The sequence below is a fragment of the Streptomyces vilmorinianum genome (assembly GCF_005517195.1).
In the GTDB taxonomy this organism is placed as follows: Bacteria; Actinomycetota; Actinomycetes; order Streptomycetales; family Streptomycetaceae; genus Streptomyces; species Streptomyces vilmorinianum.
Genome location: NZ_CP040244.1, coordinates 4156772 through 4180851, shown reverse-complemented (window position 1 = coordinate 4180851; position 24080 = coordinate 4156772). Strand labels below are relative to the sequence as shown.

Genomic DNA, 24080 nt, shown 5'->3' with positions numbered 1-24080 from the left:
TCGAGCACCCGGGGCGGAGCGGCCGGCGCTACGAGCGGGACCGGCCGCGGGCCGCGTACAGCCTGCGGACGGGACCGGCGAGATCCCCGACCGCGCCGACGACGGAGTCGAACCGCATGGTGGTCCGCGTCCGCTGGTCGTACCGCTCCCAGGCCGGCATCTCGGGGTGGTTGGGGTCGCCGGTGCGGATGAAGGCGATCCAGGCCCGGTGCATGGTGCGGGCCAGGCCGTCGCGGACGCGCGGGTCAAGACCCGCGAGGAACGGGGCGTGCGACCACGCGTCGAAGTTGTCGAAGACGAAGGGGAGTTCCAGGCAGTGCGCGGCGCCGAGCCGGCCCTCGTACGCGGGGGTCGGCAGGTCGAACTGGTAGGCCCAGACGGGGCGGCCGAGGGCGGCGCGCGCCTCGGCGAGCTCCAGGCACGGGACGCGGAAGAGCTCGTCGGAGATCAGGTCCATGAGCACGTCCGCCGGCCGCGCGCCCGGGCGTGAGCGCGCGTAGGCGGCGTACGCCTCGGCCGCGCCGTCGTCGCCGAAGGTGTCGGCGAGCCGGGCGACCACCTGTTCCTTCGTGGCGGCGGCATGGGCCTCGTCGAGGGCGAAGCCGAAGGTGGCCTCCTCGCGGGTCCAGCCGATCAGGACGTCGATGTCGGTCGCGGCGCCGTGCAGCAGGGTCTGTGCCGGGTGGCGGCTCAGGGTGATGTCGTCGACCACGGGGAGGAACGGCGTGGGCCAGTAGCCCCAGCGCATGGTCTTCGCGAACAGTCCACCGCCGGCACCGATGAGCAACTGCCAGGGGAGCGCGCGCAGTTGCTCGACGCTGTCGACCCCGGCGATGTCGAGGTACGCCTCCGTGCGCTCCTGGTACTCGGCGGGCGTCGGCAGCCGCAGGCCGAAGGGCGGGCTCTGCAGGATGACGCGCCGGAAGAGCTCCCGGGCCTCGGGGTGGCCGGCGAGCGCCGCGGTCGAGACCGCGCCGCCGGACTGGCCGGCGACGGTGACGAGGTCCGGATCCCCGCCGAAGGCCGCGATGTTCTCCTTCACCCAGCGCAGCGCCGCGAGCTGGTCGGTGAGCCAGAAGTTGCCGGCGGGGTCGCCGTCCTTCTCGCCGGGATACAGATAACCGAGCGGCCCGATGCGGTAGTTGACGCTCACCACGACGAGGTCGCCGTCGCGGGCGAAGGTCTCTCCCGAGTAGAGGGGGAGCGACCCGGAACCCGAGACGAAGCCGCCGCCGTGGATCCAGACCAGTACGGGACGGGCCGCCCCGGCGGCCGCGGGGGTCCACACGTTCAGGGTCAGGCAGTCGTCGTCGAAGGGCGGCGCCCCGTGGCCGCCGAGGACGGGATCCCCGCCCTCCACGGACATCTGCGGGGCGCTCGGGCCGTCGACGGTCGCGTCCCGTACCCCCTCCCAGCCCGGGTGCGGCCGGGCGGGCCGCCAGCGCAGGGCGCCGACCGGCGGTTCGGCGTACGGCACCGCCCGGAAGACGCGCACGTCCCCTTCGATCGCCCCCTGGAGGCTGCCGCCCGCAGCCAGTTCCACCCTCGCCGACTCCGGACCTTCTGTGACGGTCATGAGCGATCCTTTCCTGCTCGCCGGTGCCGCGACGGGCCGACGGCGAACGGCCATGGCGTGCTTTCGACGCACGTGGACACTTCGATGGACGACGGGGGGTCGGTCACCACCACAGGCGGTCGGCCGCGGCGCGTTCCGCCTCCTCCCGCAGCAGCGAGGCGAAGGCCCGCCACAGCAGGAGGCAGGCCCCGACCCCGGCCAGCGCGCCGGCGGCCGTGTCGCTGAGCCATTGGGCGTGCAGCCAGGTGCGGCTCCACATCATGGCGCCGACGTAGAGGGCGGCGACCGGCCACCACCAGCGGCGCGCGCGGGGCGGACAGAGCACGACCCCGGCCGCCACCACGAGCGCGGCGGCCGTGAACACCTGCCCCGACGGGTACGAGCCGTCGTTGACCAGCACCCACGGATGCGGCGGGCGCGGACGGTCGACCAGTTGCTTCAGCGGCAGCACCACCAGGATGTTCGCGGCGACACCCGCGGTGAAGGCGAACAGTCCCGAGCGCCACCGCCCGTACACGCACAGGCAGCCGGCGAGTGCGAGGGGAACGACCACGCCGATAGGGCCGCCCAGCCGGTCCAGGGTGAGGGCGAGGTCCGACGCCGCGTCGGCGCGCGAGCCGTCCATCGCCCGTTCCCAGGCGTCGTCGAGGCCCTGGAAGAAGGGAGGGCCGTCGCCGCGGAGGAGGAAACCGACAGTAGCCGCCATGGAGAGCAGTCCACACCCCCAGGGCACGGCGCCGCGGGGAGGCGCGGCGGGGAGGCGGTGATCAAGCCGCCCGGTGGGTCTCCGGTGCGGCTGGGCAGGGGTCGATTCGCGCATGGCGGGCCTTTCGCGGCGGCGCACGAGGGCGGGGGAGGCGGGCGGGAGCGGCGGGGCCGGTGGGGCCGGTGGGGCCGTGGGGGTGGTGCCCGGGGTGTCGGGGCGGCGGGTGAGGCGGGGCGGCTCGGCGTGTGGGCAAGCGAGGGTGCCCGGGGTGCCGGGCGGCCGCTGCGCGGCAGCGGGGGAGCGGCGCGGGGCGAAGGATGCCGGCGCCGGACGCCAGGCAGCATGGCGCATCCCTGTCGGTCGCCACAAGCCCTGCACAATCCCGACCCGCGAAAACCGGGCGCTGAATTGGTTACACGTGATCCACCTGCCAGATGACGACTTGGGCCTACCTCTGGCGGTGCGGCCCAAGGAGTGCTACACAGTCTTCCAGAGCGATTGATAACACGTGTAACTCGACGTGTTGAGGCGCCGACCGAGCGCCCCCACAGCCTCCTGGTGCTCACCCCCGCACCGTTTTCTCGCCTCCCGCTCCCCCCTCCCCCCTCGCCACACCCCCTCCCCCTCCCCACCTCCCGCTCCGTTCCCGAGGAGTCGACATGACCACGAACGAAGTCATCGAGCCGCAGCCCGCCCCCGCCCCGGACGGGACCCGCCAGCGAGGCCTGTTGCTCCTGCTCCTCGTCGCCAACGCCGCCATGCTCGCGGTCTACATGGGCGTCGGCTCCGTGCTGCTGCCCACCCAGATCGCGGCCATCGCCCCGGACGACAAGGTGGCGGTCCTGGGCCTGATCGGCGGAATCAGCTCCGTCTTCGCGACCGCCTGCAACCCCATCGCGGGAGCCCTGTCCGATCGCTCCGGCCGCAGGAGTCCCTGGATCCTGGGCGGCGCCCTCGCCTCGCTCGCCGGTCTGGCCTTCCTCGGCGGCGTCGACACCGCGCTGTTCGTCGGCATCGGCTGGTGCCTGGTGCAGGCCACTATGAACGTCTACCAGGCCGCGGTCACCGCGATCGTGCCCGACCGGGTCCCGGTGGCCAAGCGCGGCACGGCGTCCGCGCTGGTCGGCCTCGGCCTGCCGATCGGCGGAACCATCGGTGTCCTGGTGGCCTCGCAGACCGCGGACCGGCTGCAGACCGGCTACCTGGTCTTCGGCGCGATCATCGCCGGCGCGGCGGTGCTGCTGACCTCGCTCTGCCGTGACGTCCCGCGCTCGGCCCCCGCCCCGGCCGTCCCCGCGCGGGCGCAGATCGCCGCCTTTCTCTCCGCACTCGCCCACCACGACTTCCGATGGGCCTTCATCGGCCGTGCGCTGATGGTCCTCGGCTACTTCTCCGTGATCGGCTACCAGCTGTACATCCTCGGCGACCACATCGAGCTGCCCGCCGGACTGACCCCGTCCGAGGCGATGGCCGTGCTCACGCCCGTGACCATGGTCGCCATGGCCGTGTCCACCGTCGTCGGCGGCCTGCTGTCGGACCGCTGGAACCGGCGCAAGGTGTTCGTCGGGGTGTCGGCCGCCCTGGCCGGGCTGGTCATGGTGATCCCCGTGGTCAGCCCGACGTGGGGCGGCATGATCGCCTTCAACGCGCTCAACGGGCTGGCGTTCGGCTGCTTCATGGCCGTGGACACCGCGCTCGTCACCCTGGTCCTGCCGCGCGCCGAGGACGCCGCCCGCGACATGGGCGTGCTCAACATCGCCAACGCCGGTCCGCAGATCGTCGCCCCGTTCGTCGCCTCGGCCGTCGTCATGGCCTTCGGCGGCTACACCCCGCTGTTCCTGGTCGGCGGCGCGCTCTCGCTGATAGGGGCGCTCGCCATCCTGCCGATCCGCGGCGTCCGCTGACCATCACGCCTGCCGCCCTTCTCCATCCGTCGATCCGCCGTCTCTCCTTGAGGAGCAACTTCCGTGAGATCCAAGCGACTTCTGCCGCTCGCCGCCCTGCTGCTGTGCACCCCCGCGCTCACCGGGACCGCGCCGGCGGCCGGGGCGCCGGCCGCCGCGGCCCCGCAGGGCACAGCGCCGCAGGGAACCGCCCCGCAGGGCACAGCCGCCCGACCGCTGCGGATCCTGTTGACCAACGACGACGGCTACGACGCCCCCGGAATCCGTACGGCCTTCCAGCGGCTGACCGCCGCGGGGCACGACGTCACCATCGTCGCCCCGCTCACCAACCAGAGCGGTACGGGCACCAAGATGCTCAGCGGCACCACCGTGACCGTCCGGCACCCCGAGCCCAAGGTGTGGGCGGTGGACGGCACGCCGGGCGACTCCGTGGCCTTCGGTCTCTCCGAGGTGTTCGAGGGGGCGGCCCCGGACCTGGTGGTCTCCGGCACCAACTTCGGCCCCAACGTGGCCGGCCTGGCCAACCACTCGGGCACGGTGGGCGGGGCCATCGCCGCGCTGGAGTCCGGGGTGCCTGCCATCGCCGTCAGCACGGGCGGCTTCGCCGCCCCCGACCCGGTCGCCACGGTCAACGCCATGCGCCCGACCGTGGACTTCCTGGTCAAACTCGTCGAACGGCTGCAGTCCCAGGCGAAGTCCGGGCGCCTGCTGCCCCTCGGTATCGGACTCAACGTCAACCACCCCGTGGTCGGCGCGGACGGCAAGAGCCCGGCCCAGGGCGCCGCCGTGACCCACCAGGACCCCCAGGCGCCCCTCGTGCCGGACTTCACGGACTCCGGCGACGGCACCTGGAAGGTCAGCGTGACGTTCGCTCCCCGGCCCCCGGTCAAGGGAGGCGACGTGGAGGCGGTCAGTGCCTCCAAGGTGGCCATCAGCCCCATGTCCGCCGACTGGAACACCGGCCCGGCCGACTTCGCCAAGGTGAGCGCGCTCCTCGCGGGCCTGCGCCCGTAGGAGCAGGCCCGTAGGCCCGTAGGCCCGTACACGACGCAAGGAGGAACGATGGATACGCATCCCATGGCGAGGCCGCGGGCCGGCCTCGCCCGGATGTCCGCCCTGGCGGCCCTGCTCGCCACGGCTGTGCTCGGCACCACCCTGCTCGGCACGGCCACGCCCTCCGCCGCGCGCGAGGTGTCGCCGCGGCCCGTGGTCCACACCGCCCAGGGCGCCCTTGCCGGGCGGACCCACGGCCGGGCCCAGGAGTTCCTGGGCGTGCCCTATGCGGCGCCCCCGATGGGGGAGTCGCGCTTCCGGCCTCCGAAGGAGCCCGCGCCGTGGGGCGGGCTCCGCGACGCGAGCACACAGGCGCCCGCGTGTCCGCAGTTCTCGCCGTTCGGTCTGCGTGATCCGCAGGCGGTCAGCGAGGACTGCCTCTACCTGGACGTCTACCGGCCACGAGGCGCGCATCCGAGGTCACGGCTCCCGGTGATCCTCTGGATGCACGGCGGCGCGTACAGCCAGGGCACAGGCACCCAGTTCGGCGGCCGGACCATGGCGGAGCTCACCGGCAGCGTGGTGGTGAGCATCAACTACCGCCTGGGGCAGCTCGGTTATCTCGCGCTGCCCGAGCTGACCGGTGCCAACGCGCTCCGCTCCGGCTCGTTCGGTCTGATGGACCAGCTCGCCGCGCTGACGTGGACCCGGGGCAACATCGCAGCCTTCGGCGGCGACCCCGCCACCGTCACCCTCGCCGGCCAGTCCGCGGGCAGCGGTTCGGTCTGCGCCATGCTCGCCTCTCCGCAGGCGAGGGGCCTGTTCAGCCGCGCCGTGCTGCAGAGCGGCCCGTGCACCCTGCTGCGGGCCCCCGACCGGGCAGGAGCCGAGGAGCAGGCCCGCGCCTACGCGACTCGCCTGGGCTGCACCGATCTGACCACCATCGCCGCCTGCCTGCGCGGTGCCCGCGTCGACGACCTGGTGGCCGCGGCGGCGACACTGCCGGTCTCGGGACCGGCGCACGGCGACGGTCTGCTGCCGGCGGACCCCGCCGCGGCCATCGCCTCGGGGTCCTGGAACAAGGTGCCGGTCCTGATCGGCAGCACCAAGGCCGAGGCCCGCTTCTTCGTGGCGCTGACCCAGCCACGCCTGACCCCGCAGCAGTACACCGACCAGATCCGCGCGCAGTACGGCCCCGCGGCCGACGAGGTCCTCACGCGCTACCCGGTCGCCGGATACCCGTCGCCCTACCTCGCGCTCTCGGCCGTGCTCACGGATTCCACCTTCGCCTGCCACACCTACGCGACGGCCCGGCTCTTCGCGCGGCAAGTTCCCACGTACGCCTACGAGTTCGACGATCCGGACTCCCCGACCCTCTACGGCGCGCAAGTGCCCGGACTCGACCAGTCCAACGGGCACAGCGCCGAACTCGCCTACCTGCACGATTTCACCATGAGCGACTGGCCTCTGACGGAGCGTCAAGTGGCATTGGCCGACCGGATGAAACGCTACTGGGCAGCGTTCGCGCGCGCGGCCGACCCGAGCGTCCCGAGCCAGGCGCCCTGGCCGGCGGTCGGTACCTCGTACACGTCACTGACCCTCCACCCCACCGCCACCGGCCCATCGACGACGTTCGCCACCGACCACCAGTGCGCGTTCTGGTCATCCGCGGCCCGTACGGGAGCCTGAGGAGACTGATGGCACCGGCCCGGCGTGGCCGGTGCCCGGCACCGGCGGCGGACGTCCGATCCGGTCCCGCCGTCGCCTGTGCAAACGCGACAGACGTGGCCTATGGCCACCGCTCGTGCACCTGGCTGGACCTTGTTTCAGCCGAGGGTGCCAGGCTTTGCGTCTCCATGGCGCGCGAAGTCCGGAAGGCCGTGCTGACGGCCTGGAAGAAGGGATTGAGGCAGCTGGTCGATGCCCTCCCAGGGCCTTGCGCGGGTCGGGCATTAGCCCCTATAAGGTTCGTGCAGGCATCGGTTGGGATGGCCGGAAGGCATCCATGCCGCCGATCAGGGGGACCCTCCACTTCCCGCCGGGATCACCGCGTGCGCAGACCGACGGAGAACGTGAGGACATGACCGACAACGCCTATCGCGATGCCATGACCCGCCTGGCGGTCGACCCCGCCTGCGCGGCCGAACTCGACGGCGACATGGACGAGGTGTCACGAAGACTCGGCCTGACGCCCGAGCAGGTCACCGAACTGCGTCGGCTCCGAGTGGACTCCAGCACGGCCGACGGCCCGGCCACCCTCGACGCGCGGCTGTCCAAGTCGTCGCTCTTCTTCGGCAACGCCGGCAGCGCCCTGGCGCACCACGACCTGTCCATCGACCCCGTCGGGGTTGATGCCGGGGCGCAGGACGCGGTGGTCGCCGACAGCGTGGCGCCACACCTGGACGCGGCCGACACGGGCGACGCTCGCGACCTGGCCGGCGAGCTCGACGCGGCGGCCTCGGACGTCGCCGGCCTGCTCGGCGATGGGCTCGCGAACCCGTCCTTCGGCGACGGAGGCTCCCTGCTGGACGGCCTCGGAAACCCGGGGGACTTCGGAAACCCGGGCGACTTCGGCGGCTTCGGGGACTTCGGTTCCTTCGGCGACCACGGCCCCGGCGGTCTGGGGATCGACGGTCCTGGCGGCTTCGGCGACGGCGGCAGCGGCTTTGGTCCCGGCGGCGATCTCGGCGGAGGATTCGGAGATGGCCACGGCGACGGACTCGGTGGCCTTGGCGGCGGATTCGGAGGCCACGGCGGCGGCACCGACGGCTTCGGCGGTATCGGCGGCCCTGGTGACCGCTTCGGCGGTGGTTTCGGTGGCGGCGACGAGGGCGGTTTCGGCGACGGGGCCGGAGGCGGCCTCGAAGGTGGCTTCGGGGGCCACGGCGGCGAGGGCGACGGTTTCGGCGGCGGTTTCGGCGGCGGTCCCGGTGACCGCTTCGGCGGCGAGGGTGGCGGAGCCGGTGGCTTCGGGCCCGGCGGTGTCTACGAGCGCGGCGAAGGCGGCGACTCCGGCGGCGGGGACTCCGGCGGCAGTGGCGGTGGCGACTCCGGCGGCGGTGACTCAGGCGGCAGTGGCGGTGGCGGCAGCGGTGGGGGCGACTCCGGCGGTGGCGACGGCGGCGGCAGCCAGGAGAACGAGCGTCGGCCTGGGCATGGGCCCAACACTCCCGGCGACGATGGCGACTCCGGCGGCGGGAACAACGGCGGCGGAAACAACGGCGGCGACGGCGGCGGCAGCGGTGGGGGCGACTCCGGCGGTGGCGATGGCGGCGGCAGTCAGGAGAACGAGCGTCGGCCTGGGCATGGTCCCAACACCCCCGGCGACGATGGCGACTCCGGCGGCGGGAACGGCGGCGGTGGCGACGGCGGCGAAGGAGGCGGCCGCGGCGGTGGCCACGCGGACACCCCCGCTCCCGACTCCGACGGCAGGGGCGGGGGAGTGTTCCGTCCGGGCTTCGACCGTCTCGGCAGCCACCTCCACTCGTCGATCCCCGGCAACGCCGCACCCGACGGACTGTCCGGCGGTTCGTTCCTCACCGGTTCCTGAGCCGCGGACCACACGGAATGCTCTGCCACGCCTGTCGCGTGCACGTACGCCGCGACTTCCCGTACTGCCTGCGCTGCGGCACCCTCCGCCGCGGCGCGGCGCCGACGTCGTTCGCCGCGCCCCAGTTGCGCGGCGTCGACGACCCCGGCCTGCTCATACCGCTGACCGGTCGGATCACGACCCTGGGCCGGGGCGCCGACAACGACGTCGTCCTGTCCGACGGCAGTGTGTCGCGCTGTCATGCCCGGGTCGTCCGTGACCAGTCGGGATTCCGGATCGAGGACCTGGACTCGTTCAACGGTACGGCCGTCGCCGGCGTCGACCTGCACGGAGGGTCGGCGCGGCTCGCCGACGGCGCCGAGCTGTCCGTCGGCGACGTCCGCATGGTGTTCGAGCAGCCGCGCGACGCGCGGATCGGCTCCCGCACCATGGTCGTCGGCACCCAGTTCACCGAGCTGCCCGCCGCCGTCCCCGAGGAGGAGGCGCCGGAGGCGACCGGCCCGCTCACAGCGCGGCCGCGCCGCCGCAGTGGGTGGGCGCTCAAGCAGGTCCCCACGGGTGACCGTACGGAACCGCACTGGGTGCTGAGCAACACGCGCACCGGCGTGTACCTCCAGCTGGACGAGCGCGAGGTGTTCCTGTGGAACGCCATCGACGGCGACACCACCGTACGGGACCTGCTGTTCGCGTATGCCGACCGCTTCGGTGAGCTGGCGCTGCCGCGGATCGAGGCCGCGCTCGCGGCGTTCGCGGGCGCGGGCCTCCTGCGCGGCCTGCCAGGGCGGCAGGACGAGCGACAGACCACAGGCTGGCGCCGGTTCTGGCGGGCCGTGTACCGGGCCCTGCTCAAGCTGGAGGTGTCCGTTCCGGGCCTCGACGGCGCCGTGACCCGCATCTACGGCGGCTTCGGCTGGCGGTTCTTCACGCGTACGGGAGTGACGCTCGTCTGGCTGTCGGTGGTCGCCGGCCTGGTGGCGTTCTTCACGGCGCAGGAGCGGCAGCACCTGCTGGACTTCGGCGGAGCCGGAGTGTGGGGCCCGGTGACACTGGCCGTCGGATACATCTCGGCCCTGGTGGTGCACGAGCTGGCGCACGCGCTGGCCGTGAAGTCGTACGGCCGCAGGGTCCGGCGCGGTGGCTTCATGCTCATGATGGGGATGCCGTTCGCGTTCGTGGACACGAGCGACATGTGGTTCGGCTCCCGCTGGTCGCGGGTCGTGGTGGCGCTGTCGGGACCGATCTCGACCGCGGCCTTGGCCGGCTGGTGCGCCGTGGGCGCGGCGTATCTGCCGGTCGGACCGGCATCAGCCGTGCTCTTCCACATGGCCTTCGGGCTGTATCTGAACACCCTGTACAACTTCAATCCGCTGATGCCGCTGGACGGCTATCAGGCGCTGACCGACGCGCTGCGCCTGCCACGGCTGCGCGAAGAGGCGAGCGCGTACTTCCGCAAGGGGCTCTGGAAGGACCTGCGGGCGGGCCGTCGGCCCGGGCCGCGCCAGGCGGGCATGGCCGCGTACGGCCTCGCCGTGATCGTCGGAACGTACGGCTTCCTGGTGCTCGCCCTGCTGGCCTGGCGCTCCCGGCTGGGGGAGTGGCTCCAGGGGCGTGTGGACGCGCCCTGGGACACGGTGATCGTGGCCGCGGTCGTCGGCCTGGTGGCGTTCCCCGTGTGGGCGGCGCCGGTTCGGTGGCTGATACGAGTGGTGAAGCGACGTCCGCCGGCGGGCGGAAGTCCGGCGCGCCTGGTGGACGGCGCGGCCGTGGAGGGGGCGGCATGAGAGATGCGCGGGGCGGCATGAGAGACGTACGGGGCGACGACCCGCGAGACCTGCAGGGCGACGGCGCGAGCGCAGCTCCGCACGGCGACGGCGGCTGGGCCGTCCCCGGCTACGCCGCCGTGCGTACGCTCGGGGAGGGAGCCGGGGGCCGCGTCGTACTGGCGCGGCACGAGGCGACGGGCGCACCCGTGGCGATCAAGTACCTGAGCGAACGGCTCCACGCCGACCAGGAGTTCCTGGCCCGCTTCCGCGCCGAGGCACGGCTGCTCGGCGACCTGCGGCACCCGTGCGTGGTGCGGCTGTACGAGTACGTGGAGGCCCGCCTGGGCGCCGCGATCGTCATGGAGGCGGTGGACGGGGTCAGCCTCCGCGCACTGCTGCGCGCGCACGGGGCAACCGGCCCGGAGGCGGCCCTGGTCCTGCTCAAGGGCTCGCTGCTCGGGCTGGGCGCGGCCCACACGGCCGGGGTGGTCCACCGCGACTACAAGCCCGAGAACGTGCTGGTCCGCGGCGACGGTTCGAGCGCGCTCGCCGACTTCGGCATCGCCGTACGCACCGGCCGCGAGACGGACGCGGCAGGCACACCCGCCTACATGGCGCCCGAGCAATGGGACGGCGAGCCCGCGGGTCCGGCGAGCGACGTGTACGCCGCGGCGGCCGTGTTCTTCGAGTGCCTGACCGGCCGGCGGCCGTTCCGCGGAGACGACCTGACGGCGCTGCGGCTCCAGCACCTCCGGGCGCCGGTCGCGGTCGACGACGTACCCGAGCCCGTACGCGACCTGCTGCGCAGGGGCATGGCGAAGGACCCGGCGGCCCGGCCCGGCATCGACGCGTTCCTCGCCGAGCTCGAACGCGCCGCAATCGAGGGGTACGGCGCGGGCTGGGAGGAGCGGGGGCGCCGCAGACTCGCCGAACTCGCCGCCCTGCTCGCCCTGCTGTTCCCGTTCACGATGGCGTCGGCGGTGCACCAGGCGACGCCGGCTCTGACCGTACTGGGACGGCTCAAGCTCCACATCTGGAAGGCGGTTGCCGGGGTCGCCGCGCTTGCGGCGGTCGCCGGAGGGGTGACGGTCGCGACAGCCCGTACGCCCGACACCACGACGACGACCGCCAGTTCCGTACCCTCCCGGACCCTCGCCCCCGGCTCGTCTCCAGCCCCTTCCGCTTCCCTTGCCCCCTCGCCGGGCGCGACGACGCCGACACCGACCGGATCACCGTCCGGCACCGCCTCGGCCGAGCCCTCGCCGAGTGCCTCCCCGACCGACGCGTCGACGGGCACCCCGGCGCCGGTGACCACGTCCCCCGCACCGGGAGGCGAACCCGGACCTGTGCCCTCCACCCCCGCTCCGTCCCCGACGGCGAGTTCCCCCGCGCCGCCGACGCCGGGCACGATCACGATCGCCATCGGCTCGTTGCGCCGGGGTCCGAACAGCACGCTCATCGCCGACGTGACCATCCGTACCACCGGCACCGGGCCGCTGACGCTCACCGCCGACTTCTACGTCAACACGCCCGCCGAACCCTATGGTTCGCAGACCCGTCGGCTGTCGGGCGGCACGGAGTACGCAGTGAGCTTCCAGGGCGACTTCTCGAACCACCCGTGCAGGGGCACCTGGAACATCGCCGTCAGCAGCAGCCCGCAGTCCGTGAGCGGACGTCAGACGGCGTCCGCGGACGCGCCGCCGTGCTGAGCGAGCACCGAGGAGAACAGAACGCGATGACGACACCCGCGACACCCGCGACACCCGCGAGACCTGCGACATCCGCGAGACCTGCGACATCCGCGACGGTCGCCGGGCGTGCCCTGTCGGGCTGGTCACGTGACGGGCGTTTCGGCACCTGGCACGCCCTCGGGCCGGGTCCCGCCGGCGAACCGCCGCTCGGCGTGCTGCGGATCGACCGTGCCCTGCTTGCCCCCCAGGGTGCACGGGAGCGGCTGGCGGCCGCCGTGGTCGCCGTGGCGAAGCTCCGGCTGCCGGGTGTGCCGGCCACGGTCGATCTGGTGGGGGAGGCCGGAGACGTGTGGCTGATCGTCGCCCGCCTGCCGGCTCCCACGGTCGCCGACCTCCTGACCGCCGATCCGTCGACCCCCGGCCCCTCGACCCCCGACCCCGCACAGGTGGATGCGGGCAGCGCGGCGAGCATCCTCAACGAGACCGCGCAGACATTGCTCGCCCTGCATGCGGCCGGACTCGCCCATGGAACGCTCACCCCGGACTGCGTCGTACTCGCCCCGGACGGCACCGCCCTGCTCGCCGAGGCGGCGCTGGACATGGCACTGTCCGGCACGTCGACGGACTCCGCCCGTCACGACGACATCACCGCGTGGGCCGCTCTCGCCCGTACGCTCGCCAACGCCTGGACAGCGGCCGGCACACCGGCGGCCGAGCTGTTCGCCCGCTGCGCCGACACCGCCGAGTCCGACGGCCTCGCCGAGGCCCGCGCGACCCTCACCTCCGGGCGCGCGGCACTCCCCGCGGACTTCCTGCGCCGGACCGCACTGCGCGCGGCGGCAGCCGCCGCCTTGAAGGACCTCACAGAGCCCGGCCGCGACGCAATGGGGCCGCAGGTGACGGACGGTGGGGCAGCCGGCTCCGAGGCCGTCGCCCCGAAGGCGGCGGGCGGGGAAGCCTCGGGCGTCGGCGCGACCGACCGCGAGGCGACCGACCCCGAGTCGACCGGTCGGGTGACGCCCGAGTCCGGGGCCCCCGGGTCGAAGGCGCTGCACCGTGAGACGGGGGACCTCGACACGACCGGCACCGAGGTCACCCGCCCTGTCACGACCGGCATCGAGGCGACCGACATCGAGGCCACGGTTCTCGGCCGGCGTGGTCGGGTCTCGCAGTCCGCCGCCGCCGTCGACGAGCAGGCGACCGTCCTCGGCAAGAGGAATCGCCGTCCCGGCTCGCTTCCCGCCCCGGCGCCCGCCGGAGCCGGTGACCGCGACATCCTGCTGCGTTTCGGCCCCGGCGTTCCCCTCGGCGAGCAGGAAACCCTCCGCGCGCTGTGGCCGGCCGCCGTGCCCGCCCCCGCACGCCGTCGCCGTCGCCGACGGCGAGCCGGTCGGCTCGGGGCGGCCGCGGTGCTGACAGCGGTCGCCGTCGTGCTGTGGCTGCTGCTGCGCCCGACGTCGGGCCCCGCCGTCACGAAGGCCGAAGTCAAGGCCCCCACGGAGCGGTTGAGCTGCGGCCAGACCGCTGACCTGATCGGCGTCATGACCACAGACGGTCGTGGCGGGCCCATCACGTACCGCTGGCTGCGCAGCGACGGCCAGGAGTCCGGCGAACTGACCCAGACGGCCCGCCGCGGGGATCACAAGGTCACTGTCCATCTCCGCTGGACGGTCCGCGGCCCCGGACAGTTCCGGGGCACCGCCCGCCTCCAGGTCCTACGCCCCGCGAGCTCACCGATCGAGGCCGAGGGCACCTTCGGCTACTCCTGCGCCTGATGCGAGGGCCTCGGTGCCGTCCGCAGTCGGAAGATCCGCCGCCGCCGCCGACGCGGGCGAGGACGAGGACGAGGACGAGCCTGTCACCGGCACCGCATACCATGACCGCCCATGAGTACGAGTGACGACCGAAGACCCCTGGTCGACGGACGGTTCCAACTGATCTCCCGTCTTGGCAGCGGCGGCATGGGCACCGTCTGGCGAGCGCGCGACATCGCCCTTCACCGTGACGTCGCCCTCAAGGAGGTCCGACCGCCCGACCCCGTCGTCGAGGAGGCGACCCCCGGACTCGGCGCGCAACTGCGCGAACGGGCCGTCCGTGAGGCCCGGGCGCTGGCGCGGCTGTCGAATCCGCACGTCGTGACGATCCATCACATCGTCGAGCCCCAGGACGGCTCGCACCCGTGGATCGTGATGGAACTCGTCGAGGGCCGCTCGATGTACGACCGCCTCGCCGAGGGGCCCATGCCGGTCCCCGACGTCCTCACCCTCGGTCGCCAGGTCCTGTCCGCCCTGCGCGCCGCCCACGCCGCCGGCATCCAGCACCGGGACGTGAAGCCGGCCAATGTCCTGCTCCGCCCCGACGGCAGCGCCGTGCTCACGGACTTCGGCATCGCCGTGTTCAGCGAGGCGACGTCCCGGCTCACCTCCACCGGTGACCTGATCGGTTCCCCCGAATTCATCGCCCCCGAGCGGGTGCGGGGCGAGGAGGGCAACCCGGCCTCCGACCTGTGGTCGCTCGGCATGCTGCTGTACGTGGCGGCCGAGGGCCATCACCCGCTGCGCCGCGCCACCAGCCTGGCGACCGTGGTCGCGGTGCTCGACGACCCGATCCCCGTACCCGTGAGGTCAGGCGCGCTGGCGCCCGTCCTCACCCAGCTCCTGGTGCGCGATCCCGCACTCCGGCCCGATGGAGCACGCCTGGAAGAGCTGCTCGCGGCTGCCGAGGTCGAGGCCGAGGCCCGGCATCCCGGCGCCGGGGCAGCTGCGCCCCCTGGGCCGTACGTCGCGCCGTACCCCCACCCCGCTTACGGGCCGCCGACCGTCCCGTCGCCCGGCCATCCCTCGCCGAGCGGAGGCTTCGGCCCGCCCGTACCTCCCCCCACCTCTCCTTCCCGTCCTTCCCTTCCGTCCCGGCCGCGCAGGCGTGTCACCACCCTCGCCGTCTCCCTCGCGCTGGCGGCCGCCGCGGTCGTGGGTGTCGTGAACCTGCTCCCGGGCGGAGACGGCAGGGAGACCGGGGCGAAGGGAGGCACCACGCCCAGCGCCAGCGCGGGCGGCCGCACCCCGACTCCCGGCACCACCGCACCCACGGCCACGACCGTCCCCGCGGCCGGCGGCACACTCCTCACGACGGCGAGGGTCCGCACCGTCATCGAGGCGTTCCGGAAGGCCAGCGGGACCACGACGATGAAGGAACTGACGATCTACGAGAACTACGCCCTGGCGGACATCCCCACCCGGCCCGGCGCGAAGACCTACGACGCGTACGAGTACCGCGACGGCGTCGCCCGCAAGACCGGCCCCGGCGGCACCATCGACGCCGATTCCCCGGACGAGCAGCCGCTCGACATGGCCGCCATGCCGTGGGACAGCCTTCCCGCGCTGATGAAGCGCGGCGAGCGTGAACTCAAGGTGGAGAACCCGACCTTGCGCTACGTCATCGTCGACCGCTGGACCTTCAACGAGGACCGGCCCACGCTGCGCTTCTACCTCACCAACGACTACCGCGCCGTCGGCTACCTGGCCGCCGACACCGGCGGCAAGGTCGTGTCGACCTACGCCGCGTCCTGACGCGACGGCCGGTGGCAGCTCTGCGGGGCCGGAGGTACGGCTCCGGCCCCGCCCGCCCGTCACGCCGCCCGTCACGTCGTCGCTCACGCGTCAGTCCGAGGAAGGCTCCTGCTCCGGGGCGACAGGACCCGGCGCGGGGCGGCGACTTCGCACCCGCGAGGGGGCGCCGTCAGCGGGTCGGGGTGATCCGTACGGTCTCCGCCCAGGCAGGAGGCTGCGGGGCGTCCTCGCCGATCAGGGCGACGATGAGGCGGCAGGAGACGGGCTCCGGGGGCCAGGGGGTGTATCCGTCGGTGAGCACGACGACGATGTTCGGTGGTTCGGGCGCGGCGAGCGCCGTGCGGATGCCGACGGTCATGTCCGTCCCGCCGCCGCCCGCCAGTTCGACCTGGTCGACGGCGGTCACCCTGGCGACGGCGTGGACATCGGCGTCGCAGGCGAGGACGGCGACCCGGTTGCCGCCGACCCCCACCTCGCGCAGCACGCCCGACACCTCGGCGAGCGCGGCCGCGAGATCGTCCTCACCCATCGAACCCGAGGTGTCGACGACGATCGCCACGCGCGGCAGTGGCCGGCGCAGGCTGGGCAGCACCACCCGGCCGCCCAGGGCCGGAGTGCGGCGCGACGGGCGCCGGTAGGTGTAGTCGACCGCACCGCCCGCCCACGCCGCCGCCTCGCGGACGGCTCCGGTCAGTGCCTTGCGCCAGTCGACCGTTGGTTCCAGGACCTCCTCCGCCCAGCGCCGCCAGCCCGCCGGGACCGATCCCCGCGAGCGCTGGTGGGCGCGGACGGCCTGGGCGGTCTGGCGACGCAGGGCCTCGGCCTCCACGGGGCCGAGACCGGCCACGCCCTCGCCGCCGTTCTCCCCCAGGTCCCAGGGTGCCGGGACGCCGTGCGCGCCGGACCCGCAGTCCACCGCGTGCTGGGACGTGGCCGGGATGCCCGGCAGGTACTCCTCGAAGAGTCCACCCACCGGCAGGCCGAACAGGCGCGGCTCCATGCGCCCTTCGGGCAGCCGCAGTCCGTCGGAGATCAGGTCGTCGTTGATCTCGCAGTCCTGGGCGATGTTGACCCTCAGGCGGTCGCGCTGATCGGCCGCGGACAGCCGGTCGGCGCGCCCGTGGTGGTCGCGCAGAAGGTGCGACGCCTCGTGGATCCACACGCCGGCCAGCTCCTCGACGTCCGTGGCCTCGACGAAGGCGGGGGCGACGTAGCAGCGCCAGTACCGGTCGACGGCCATAGTGCGCACCTGCTCCGAGACGACGACCGTCAGGGCGTACAGCGCGGAGGCGAGGTACGGGCGTGCCTCGGCGGCCTTGTACCGCGCGGCCAGCAGCTTGGCGCGGTCCAGCGCGTCGGCCGGCCCCAGGGCGGCGGTCACGGGACGGCGGCCGGTCAGCGCGCGCCCGGCAGGGCGCCGGCGAGCTGGAGCAGTTCCAGGAAGGCGTCGATCCCGGACGGGATCGGCCACTCGGGCTCGCGCATCGCGGCGAGGTCGCGGGCGGCCCGCGCGGCCACGTCGGGCACTCCGGCGTCCACGGCCTTGGCGAGGACGTCCCAGCCCGCCTCCCAGCGGGAACGGGTTGGTTCGCTCTGCACGGCGGCGACCACGGCGATGAGGAACGCGAGCTGGCGGTCGCCGCGTTCGGGCAGCGCGAAGGCCGACGGGTCGGCGAGCACCCGGTCCGGATCGGGCAGATCGAGGTTCTCCAGGTACGAAAGGAGTTCGATGCCGGCCGCCTCGCCGACGGCCCCCATCAGGGCGGCGGCCTGCGCCTCGCGTCCGGCGCCGGACGCGTACCCGGCGGCGAGCAGGCGCAGCGCCATCTCCCAGGTGCGCGGGGAGGGCCAGGCGCGGCCGCGGCCCTCGGCCTCCTTCGGCATGTGGTGGACGAGGCCGGGGCGGGCGGTCAGGAAGCCGGAGATCACGCCGCGGGCCCGGGCGACCGCGCCGGACGCGCGCGCGGGGTCCACCATCGGCAGCACGGTCTCGGGCCAGGTGCCGGCCATGCCGCGGGCCACGGTGCGCGGGTCGTGCGTCCAGTCGAGGTGGACGAAGCGGTTGGCGAGCGGCGGGCTGAGGTGCCAGCCGTCGGCCGCGCTGGACGGCGGGTTGGCGGCGGCGACGATCCGTACCGACTCCGGAAGGGCCAGGCTGCCGACCCGGCGCTCGAGGACCACCCGCAGCAGGGCGGCCTGCACGGCGGGCGGCGCCGAGGACAACTCGTCGAAGAACAGCAGTCCGTGCCCGGTGCGCGCGAGTCGGACGGCCCAGTCCGGCGGGGCCATCGGAACGCCGGAGGCGGCCGGGTCGTCGCCGACGATCGGCAGCCCGGCGAAGTCGGACGGCTCGTGGACGCTGGCGACGACCGTCTCCAGGTGGACGCCGAGGGCGGCGGCGAGCTGTTCCATGCCGGCGGACTTGCCGATGCCGGGCTCGCCCCAGAGCAGTACCGGCTGGTTCGCCGTCACGGCCAGTGCGAGGGCCTCCAGTTGGGGGTTGCCGGCCGCTTCGGTGCGGGTGACGCGTATGCGCGCGTTGAGGGCGTCGGCCGCGGCGAGAGCGGCGGGAACGGGAAGCGAACCGGTCATGCGTGGATGTCCTCGTCCTCTGCGGTCGGCTCTTCGTCCCCGTCCCCGTCCCCGTCCCCGTTCCCGTCCTCGTCCCCGTCCTCGTCCTTGTCTTCGTCCTCGTCCTCGTCCCAGTCGGGCTCGGCGTCCCGTTCGCTCATGTAGTCGTCGAACCACTCCGAGCCGATGCCCGGGTGCTCCTTCAGCACGCGGCGACGCAGGAACATCAGGTCCGTCCGGTCGTAACGGCGGATCACCTGGGCGAGGGAGAGCTCCATCTCGTCGGTCACGTCGATCCTGGCCCCGGCGTCGAGGAGGTCCCTGACCAGTGCCGCGGACCCTCCGTTGTGGACGGCGCTCTGGAGCGGCGTGCGGCACGTCGTGTCCTTCGCCTCCAGGTCGAGCCCGGCGGCCAACAGGCGCGGCAGCAGCTCCCGGTGGTCGAGCAGGTGGAGGACGTGCAGCAGGCCGCGTCCGGTGCGGTCGCGGACGTGCGGGTCCGTTCCGGCGTCGAGCAGCGCCAGTACGGCGGGGGCGTCCCCGTGCTGGACGTGCTGGAACAGCTCGCGCCGCTGCTCCCGCAGCGCGCGGGGCAGCCGTCCCTCGCCGCTGGTCCAGGCGTGCTGGGTGGCGAAGCAGCCGCTGACGGTTCCACCGAAGGCGCGCAGGGCGAGTTCGCGCTGCCGCTCCTGCTCGGTGTGCGGGACGTCGAGCACGCCGTTCCTGGACACGACCTCGTGCCATGTGCCGCCGCAGCGGACGCGTACCGGCGCGGGCGGGGTCGGCCCGGGCGGGCCGGCGGCGGTTCCGGCCTGCGGGAACAGGGCGGCGGCGACCAGCGGGTGCAGGTCCTCGGGCCGGATCCGGCCCGCGCGCAGCAGACCGATGTCGGGCAGTCGCTGCCAGGCGTATCGGGGCAGCAGGGGGACGCCCTGCTCCTCGCGTTCGTGGCCGGTGACGCGCGCCGGTGCCCCGTCGGCGTCCGCGGGGTCGAGTTCGATCCGCAGGTGGCCGCGCCAGTCCACGGGTATGCGGAAACGCGTGCCGCGTCCGGCGCGTTGAAGGAGGCGGATCTCGGGGGCCAGGCGCGTGAGGTCGTGAGCGCCGTGCCGGATGAGTTCGGCGACGTCGAGCTGACGGTAGGAGCGCGGGCCCTGCGGCGGGGAGGTGAGGTCGAGGTCGAGTCCGGCGGCGGCGAACGCCTCGGCGTGGGCGCCGCGGGCCTGGAGCACGGCGACCCACTCGGCGCGGGCGGCCGGGTCGGCGCTCCCCGGGTCCTCGGCCGGCAGCTCCTCGGGCGTGAGCGGGGTGCCGTCCGGGTGCAGGAACGGCAGGCGGCCGGAGTCGGCGGGGCCCGCGCTGTACCGCAGTTCGCCGGTGTGGCGGACGTCCCAGAAGCGGCGGGCGGCGGTCCAGTCCTCGGTGGTGTACGTCAGGCCGTGGAGCAGGTCGCGCCCGGGCGTGCGGGCCGGACCGAAGTGCAGAGGGAGCCGCTGCGGTCCTTCCAGCATCGGGGAGGTGGTGAGCGACAGGACGGGGCCCGTGCTCCCGTACGAGGCGAGAACGACGCGCCGGCCGGGGGTGATGGTGGTGTGGCCGCCGAGGACGCGCGGCAGGTGCCAGCGCAGCAGGTCCGGGGCCAGGTGGCGCAGGTCGTCGGCCACCCGGGCGGCCACGTCGGGGCCGTACCGGTCGGCGATCCGCTCCGGGGCGAGGTCGTCCTCCGGGACGTCCACCGCGGCCGCGGCGCAGGCGGCCTTCCAGTCACCGGCCAGGCGTGCTTCCGTGGCGCGTTCGATCATCCAGCGCGGGACGGCGTAGCGGCGGACGCGGGCCCAGCCGGCGGCGTCCTCGGGAGAGAGGGCCCCGGGCGGCATCGGGCGGGGGCTCATCGGTACACGCTGCCGATCGCGCGCAGGTCGGGGTGGGTGGGCCGGGCGGGGCGCAGCCGCTCGGCGAAGGACCGCTTGACGCGGCGGGGCAGGCCGGGGCCGAGGCCCACGTACTCGAGGCGGTGCCCGTCGGGCAGAGCGGCGAGCAGGCTCTTCGCGCCGCGGCCGGTGATACCGGTGTGACGCAGTTCGAGACGGCGCAGCGGGCTGCCGGGCAGGGCCGCGGCCAGGGCCTGGGCGCCGTCGTCGCCGGTGGCGTTGCCGGGGGAGCCGAGGCTGCGTTCGGACATGGCCCGGCCGAGGTCGAGGGTCTCGATGCCGTCGAGGGCGTCGGCGAGGGCACGCGCGCCCTCGGGGCCGATGCCGTTGCCGCCGAGGCCGAGCCGTACGGGCCGGGCGGGGTCGGTCGCGGCGGCCAGGACGGCGGTGCCCCCGTCCCCGAGGTGGTTGGCCGTCAGGTAGAGCTCGCGGACGCCGGCGTCGCGGACGAGGGCGGCGAGCAGCGGCGCGTCGGCTGCGGTCAGGCCGTTGCCGCCGAGGAAGAGCCGTTCGAGCGGGGCTTCGCGATCCAGCAGGGCGTCGAGAAGGACCCGTACGCCCGCGGGTCCGATGCCGGAGTTGACGAGGTCGAGGGTGCGCAGCGACGTGTTACGGCGCAGCAGCCCGGCGAGGGTGCGGGCGCCGGTCTCCAGGACGGGGTTGCGCTTGAGCCACAGGGCGCGGACGGTCGTGTCGTCGGCGAGGGCCTCGGCGAGGGCGGTCACGCCGGCCGGCCCGATGCGGTTGCAGCCGAGGTAGAGGGTGTGGATCCCGTGGGAGGCGTCCGTGTCCGTGTCCGTGTCCGTGTCCGCGTCCGTGTCCGTGTCCGCTTCGGCGTCGGTGTCCCGCGCCGCGACCAGGGCGTCGGCGACCGACCGGACACCGTCGTCGCCGAGGGAGTTGGTGCCGAGGAGCAGGTGGGCGGCGTGCGGGGACGCGGTGGCGACGGGCAGCAGCCGGGCGGCGCCGTCGGGGCCGAGTCCCTGCTTGCACAGATCCACACGGCCGTCGGCACGCAGGGTGCCGAGCGGGAAGGTCTCGTCGTCGCCGACGGGCCGCGCGTCCGTGAGACGGTCCATCAGCGGCCCGAGCTCCGCGGGGTCGGCGAGCGGCAGATCCGGGTGCTCGATCGCGGGGCAGCGTACGGGCGTTGTCGGCTGGGTCATCACCACTCCACCGGTCCTTCGCCGGGGCCCGGCGTCCGCGTCGACATCAAGTAGGCGCAAGACCGGTCGGATTCGAACCGACGTCCTCCAGCTCGATGCGTGGGCGCGACGACCTCTGCGCTACGGCCTTGCTGCGGACGATCATAGCGACCCCCGAGCCGGGTTTCGATCACCAGTTTGGTGCGCGCACTCCTTCGCGTGTTACCCATCGGTAAGCAATGATGGGGGGGCAACCAACCACACGGCGGGGGCTGAGGCAGCGGTGACGACTTTCGAGGAACGAACCAGGGTGCACGCCTTCCGGGACGACGCCCTGGGAGAGCACGACGCCGTCGGTCTCGCCGCCGCGATCCGGCGGGGTGAGATCGGTGCCGCCGAGGTCGCCCGGGACGCGGCGGAGCGCGTACGGGCGGTGGAGGCGCAGCTCAACGCGGTCCAGGCATACGCCGACATCCCGGCGTACGTCGACGTCCCGGCGGCCGCCACCGGCGCGGGCGGTGCCTTCGCAGGCGTGCCGACCTTCGTCAAGGACAACACCGACTACCGGGGACTGCCCACCGGCCACGGCAGCGCGGCCTTCGCCCCGAGGGCCGCACGGCGGCACGCACCGTTCGCCCAGCAGTTCCTCAGCAGCGGCGTCACGGTGCTGGGCAAGACCCGGCTGCCCGAGTTCGGGTTCAGCCCGACCACGGAGTACGAGGGCGCCGAGCCCGTTCGCAACCCGTGGAACACGGGCTACTCGGCGGGTGGTTCGTCGGGCGGCAGCGCGGCGCTCGTCGCCGCCGGGGCGGTGCCGATCGCGCACGCCAACGACGGCGGTGGCTCGATCCGCATCCCCGCCGCCTGCTGCGGACTCGTCGGTCTCAAGCCGACCCATGGACGGGTCGTGGCGAACGCCCAGAGCCGTCAACTTCCGCTCGACATCGTCTCCGACGGCGTCGTGAGCCGCTCCGTACGGGACACCGCCGCGTTCCTCGCCGCCGCCGAGACGTACTGGCGCAACCCGAAGCTGCCGCCCGTGGGTCTGGTCGAAGGCCCCTCGGAGCGGCGGCTGCGCATCGGGTTCCTGCTGGACTCGCCGAACGGTGTCCACGCCGACGCCGCCACCCGGGCGGCCGTCACGGAGACCGTGGCCACGCTCGAACGGCTCGGCCACACCGTGGAGCCCGTGGAGTTGGCCGTCGACCCCCGCTTCACCGACGACTTCCTCACCTACTGGGGGCTGCTGTCGTTCCTTCTCGGGGTCACGGGCAGGACCCTCGGCGCGGACTTCGACCGGCGCCGCATGGACGGCCTCAGCCGGGGGCTGCGCGATGCGTACCTCGACAACTGGCGGCGCACTCCGGGCGTCCTGCGGCGGCTCAAGCGTACGAGGGAGGCGTACGCGGCTGCGTTCCGCGGGCTCGACCTCGTCCTCTCTCCCGTACTCGCCCACACCACGCCCCCGATCGGTCACCTCAGCCCCACCGTTCCCTACCCGACGTTGATCGAGCGGATCCTCGCGTACGTCGCGTTCACGCCCCTCAACAACGTCGTCGGCACACCGTCGATCTCGGTCCCCGCCCCGAGCCCGACCGAGGACGGGCTGCCCATCGGCGTCATGTTCTCCGGACGCCCCGGCAGTGAACGGACGCTGCTGGAGGTCGCGTTCGCGCTGGAGGCCGAGCACCCCTTCCGGCGTATCCAGGACTCGTGACGACGCGCGCGTATGCGCGCACGACGTGCCGTCAGCGCCCTTCGAAAGCCCATGACGCGATGTCGCGGTAGCGGATCGGCCCCGGACCGCGGCCGAAGTCGCTGCCGACCAGATGCAGGCGCGCCGCGCGCCACGATCGGCCGGTGAACCCGGCCAGACCGGCGGCCGTCGCCACCACGCTCGACGTGTCGTCGCGGCGAGCGCGGGCCAGAGTGAGGTGCGGCCGCAGGGGCCGGCCCGCGAACGGGACACCGCACTCCTCGACCACGGCACGCACCTCGGTGGCGAGCCGGTGCAGTCCTTCCAGGTCCCCGCCGATCCCGCTCCACAGCACCCGCTCGTCGAAATGCCCGCTGCCGCGCAGCGCCAGCTCCAGCGGTGGGCGCGTCGCCGCCAGGTGCGCGAGGGCCGGCCGCAGCGAAGGCACCGCCGTGACAGGGAGCTCCCCGAGGAACGCCAGGGTGATGTGCCAGTCCTCGATGCGGTTCCACCGCATGCCCGGGTACGCCTCGTACGCGGGCCTCAGCGCTCGCGCCAGCTCGTCCTTCGCCTCGTCGGGCGGGGCGAGGGCGATGAACACACGTATCGTCGCCGCCCGGGACTGTTCACCCGCGCTGGAATCCGTGGACTCCGCCTCCTGCCTGGACGGATCGGTCATCGTCGCTTCCCTGCTGCTCGTGCGCGGCCGGTCCTGCGGCAGGCCACCCACTGACACGCCGTCCGACCCGCACTCTCATTCCTTGCCGACCCGAGGGTACGGGGTGTCCTGGACGCGCCGCCAAGCCGGCAAGCATGGCGGCGCCTCCTACCGCCGAGCAGGGCGCGCCTGTGCAGGAGGGCGCCACGACGTGTTCTCGTGGGGCGTCAGGGTGTCCCTCTCCCGCGCGAAGCCGTACGCCCGCCTGTACGGGAGGCCGGGACGGCGTCCGGATCTTTGTGGCTTCCGCCAGTACGACGGTCTGTC

At 73.9% G+C, this 24080-nt stretch carries 16 protein-coding genes and 1 pseudogene; 9 read left to right on the top strand and 8 right to left on the bottom strand.

The features are described from left to right. Window positions 1-28 precede the first annotated feature (28 nt). Together FDM97_RS19550 and FDM97_RS19545 are read right to left on the bottom strand one after the other, a co-directional pair. Window positions 29-1576 carry a carboxylesterase/lipase family protein gene (locus FDM97_RS19550; RefSeq protein WP_175439170.1) on the bottom strand — a complete coding sequence of 516 codons (1548 nt, stop codon included), beginning with the start codon at window positions 1574-1576 and terminating at the stop codon, window positions 29-31. A 103-nt stretch (window positions 1577-1679) separates the two neighbouring features. Further along, window positions 1680-2282, bottom strand: a complete 603-nt coding sequence (locus FDM97_RS19545; RefSeq protein ID WP_175439169.1) for a phosphatase PAP2 family protein — start codon at window positions 2280-2282, stop codon at window positions 1680-1682. 659 nt (window positions 2283-2941) lie between these two features. On the opposite strand from FDM97_RS19545, the gene FDM97_RS19540 reads away from it, so the two are divergent. The 8 genes from FDM97_RS19540 to FDM97_RS19500 all read left to right on the top strand — a co-directional run bounded on the left by FDM97_RS19540 (window position 2942) and on the right by FDM97_RS19500 (window position 15752). Next, the gene (locus tag FDM97_RS19540) at window positions 2942-4186 is read left to right on the top strand and encodes an MFS transporter (protein ID WP_137991676.1); all 1245 of its coding nucleotides are present in this window, start codon (window positions 2942-2944) and stop codon (window positions 4184-4186) included. A gap of 63 nt (window positions 4187-4249) precedes the next feature. Then, complete coding sequence (gene surE / locus FDM97_RS19535) at window positions 4250-5200, top strand: 5'/3'-nucleotidase SurE (RefSeq protein ID WP_137991675.1); 951 nt, start codon at window positions 4250-4252, stop codon at window positions 5198-5200. 48 nt (window positions 5201-5248) lie between these two features. After that, the gene (locus FDM97_RS19530; protein ID WP_137991674.1) at window positions 5249-6868 is read left to right on the top strand and encodes a carboxylesterase/lipase family protein; all 1620 of its coding nucleotides are present in this window, start codon (window positions 5249-5251) and stop codon (window positions 6866-6868) included. A gap of 391 nt (window positions 6869-7259) precedes the next feature. After that, a complete protein-coding gene (locus FDM97_RS35870; protein ID WP_175439168.1) occupies window positions 7260-8729 on the top strand; it encodes a hypothetical protein in 1470 nt (489 codons plus the stop codon). A gap of 38 nt (window positions 8730-8767) precedes the next feature. Next, on the top strand, window positions 8768-10510 hold the full coding sequence (locus FDM97_RS19515) for an FHA domain-containing protein (RefSeq protein WP_175439167.1): 1743 nt from the start codon (window positions 8768-8770) through the stop codon (window positions 10508-10510). Continuing rightward, window positions 10507-12201 carry a serine/threonine-protein kinase gene (locus FDM97_RS19510; protein WP_137991670.1) on the top strand — a complete coding sequence of 565 codons (1695 nt, stop codon included), beginning with the start codon at window positions 10507-10509 and terminating at the stop codon, window positions 12199-12201. The genes FDM97_RS19515 and FDM97_RS19510 overlap by 4 nt, the downstream gene beginning before the upstream one ends. A gap of 26 nt (window positions 12202-12227) precedes the next feature. Then, window positions 12228-13958: a hypothetical protein gene (locus FDM97_RS19505; protein ID WP_137991669.1), complete on the top strand. Its 1731-nt coding sequence runs from the start codon at window positions 12228-12230 to the stop codon at window positions 13956-13958. A gap of 111 nt (window positions 13959-14069) precedes the next feature. Further along, complete coding sequence (locus FDM97_RS19500) at window positions 14070-15752, top strand: serine/threonine-protein kinase (protein ID WP_137991668.1); 1683 nt, start codon at window positions 14070-14072, stop codon at window positions 15750-15752. 169 nt (window positions 15753-15921) lie between these two features. Here the strand turns inward: FDM97_RS19500 and FDM97_RS19495 are convergent, their stop codons facing one another. The 5 genes and pseudogenes from FDM97_RS19495 to FDM97_RS35865 form a co-directional block, all read right to left on the bottom strand. Further along, complete coding sequence (locus FDM97_RS19495; RefSeq protein ID WP_254705678.1) at window positions 15922-17133, bottom strand: vWA domain-containing protein; 1212 nt, start codon at window positions 17131-17133, stop codon at window positions 15922-15924. A 14-nt stretch (window positions 17134-17147) separates the two neighbouring features. After that, a complete protein-coding gene (locus FDM97_RS19490; protein WP_137991667.1) occupies window positions 17148-18344 on the bottom strand; it encodes an AAA family ATPase in 1197 nt (398 codons plus the stop codon). Further along, window positions 18341-20215 (bottom strand): ankyrin repeat domain-containing protein, encoded by a 1875-nt coding sequence (locus tag FDM97_RS19485; protein ID WP_175439166.1) that lies wholly within the window; start codon window positions 20213-20215, stop codon window positions 18341-18343. The genes FDM97_RS19490 and FDM97_RS19485 overlap by 4 nt, the downstream gene beginning before the upstream one ends. After that, window positions 20212-21420 carry a leucine-rich repeat domain-containing protein gene (locus FDM97_RS19480; RefSeq protein ID WP_137991666.1) on the bottom strand — a complete coding sequence of 403 codons (1209 nt, stop codon included), beginning with the start codon at window positions 21418-21420 and terminating at the stop codon, window positions 20212-20214. Before FDM97_RS19480 ends, FDM97_RS19485 begins: the two co-directional genes overlap by 4 nt. Window positions 21421-21477: 57 nt before the next feature. Beyond that, window positions 21478-21550, bottom strand: a pseudogene (locus FDM97_RS35865). A gap of 132 nt (window positions 21551-21682) precedes the next feature. Here FDM97_RS35865 and FDM97_RS19475 point away from each other — a divergent pair. Then, window positions 21683-23116 carry an amidase gene (locus FDM97_RS19475; protein WP_137991665.1) on the top strand — a complete coding sequence of 478 codons (1434 nt, stop codon included), beginning with the start codon at window positions 21683-21685 and terminating at the stop codon, window positions 23114-23116. 31 nt (window positions 23117-23147) lie between these two features. On the opposite strand, the gene thpR is transcribed toward FDM97_RS19475, so the two are convergent. Then, on the bottom strand, window positions 23148-23774 hold the full coding sequence (thpR, locus tag FDM97_RS19470; protein ID WP_137991664.1) for an RNA 2',3'-cyclic phosphodiesterase: 627 nt from the start codon (window positions 23772-23774) through the stop codon (window positions 23148-23150). Between the last annotated feature and the right edge of the window lie 306 nt (window positions 23775-24080).

Bases quoted from the DNA above. Each gene is read 5' to 3' on its own strand.
- FDM97_RS19550 (WP_175439170.1), bottom strand. From the start codon at position 1,576: ATGACCGTCACAGAAGGTCCGGAGTCGGCGAGGGTGGAACTGGCTGCG.
- FDM97_RS19545 (WP_175439169.1), bottom strand. From the start codon at position 2,282: ATGGCGGCTACTGTCGGTTTCCTCCTCCGCGGCGACGGCCCTCCCTTC.
- FDM97_RS19540 (WP_137991676.1), top strand. From the start codon at position 2,942: ATGACCACGAACGAAGTCATCGAGCCGCAGCCCGCCCCCGCCCCGGAC.
- FDM97_RS19530 (WP_137991674.1), top strand. From the start codon at position 5,249: ATGGATACGCATCCCATGGCGAGGCCGCGGGCCGGCCTCGCCCGGATG.
- FDM97_RS35870 (WP_175439168.1), top strand. From the start codon at position 7,260: ATGACCGACAACGCCTATCGCGATGCCATGACCCGCCTGGCGGTCGAC.
- FDM97_RS19510 (WP_137991670.1), top strand. From the start codon at position 10,507: ATGAGAGATGCGCGGGGCGGCATGAGAGACGTACGGGGCGACGACCCG.
- FDM97_RS19505 (WP_137991669.1), top strand. From the start codon at position 12,228: ATGACGACACCCGCGACACCCGCGACACCCGCGAGACCTGCGACATCC.
- FDM97_RS19500 (WP_137991668.1), top strand. From the start codon at position 14,070: ATGAGTACGAGTGACGACCGAAGACCCCTGGTCGACGGACGGTTCCAA.
- FDM97_RS19490 (WP_137991667.1), bottom strand. From the start codon at position 18,344: ATGACCGGTTCGCTTCCCGTTCCCGCCGCTCTCGCCGCGGCCGACGCC.
- FDM97_RS19485 (WP_175439166.1), bottom strand. From the start codon at position 20,215: ATGAGCCCCCGCCCGATGCCGCCCGGGGCCCTCTCTCCCGAGGACGCC.
- FDM97_RS19480 (WP_137991666.1), bottom strand. From the start codon at position 21,420: ATGACCCAGCCGACAACGCCCGTACGCTGCCCCGCGATCGAGCACCCG.
- thpR (WP_137991664.1), bottom strand. From the start codon at position 23,774: ATGACCGATCCGTCCAGGCAGGAGGCGGAGTCCACGGATTCCAGCGCG.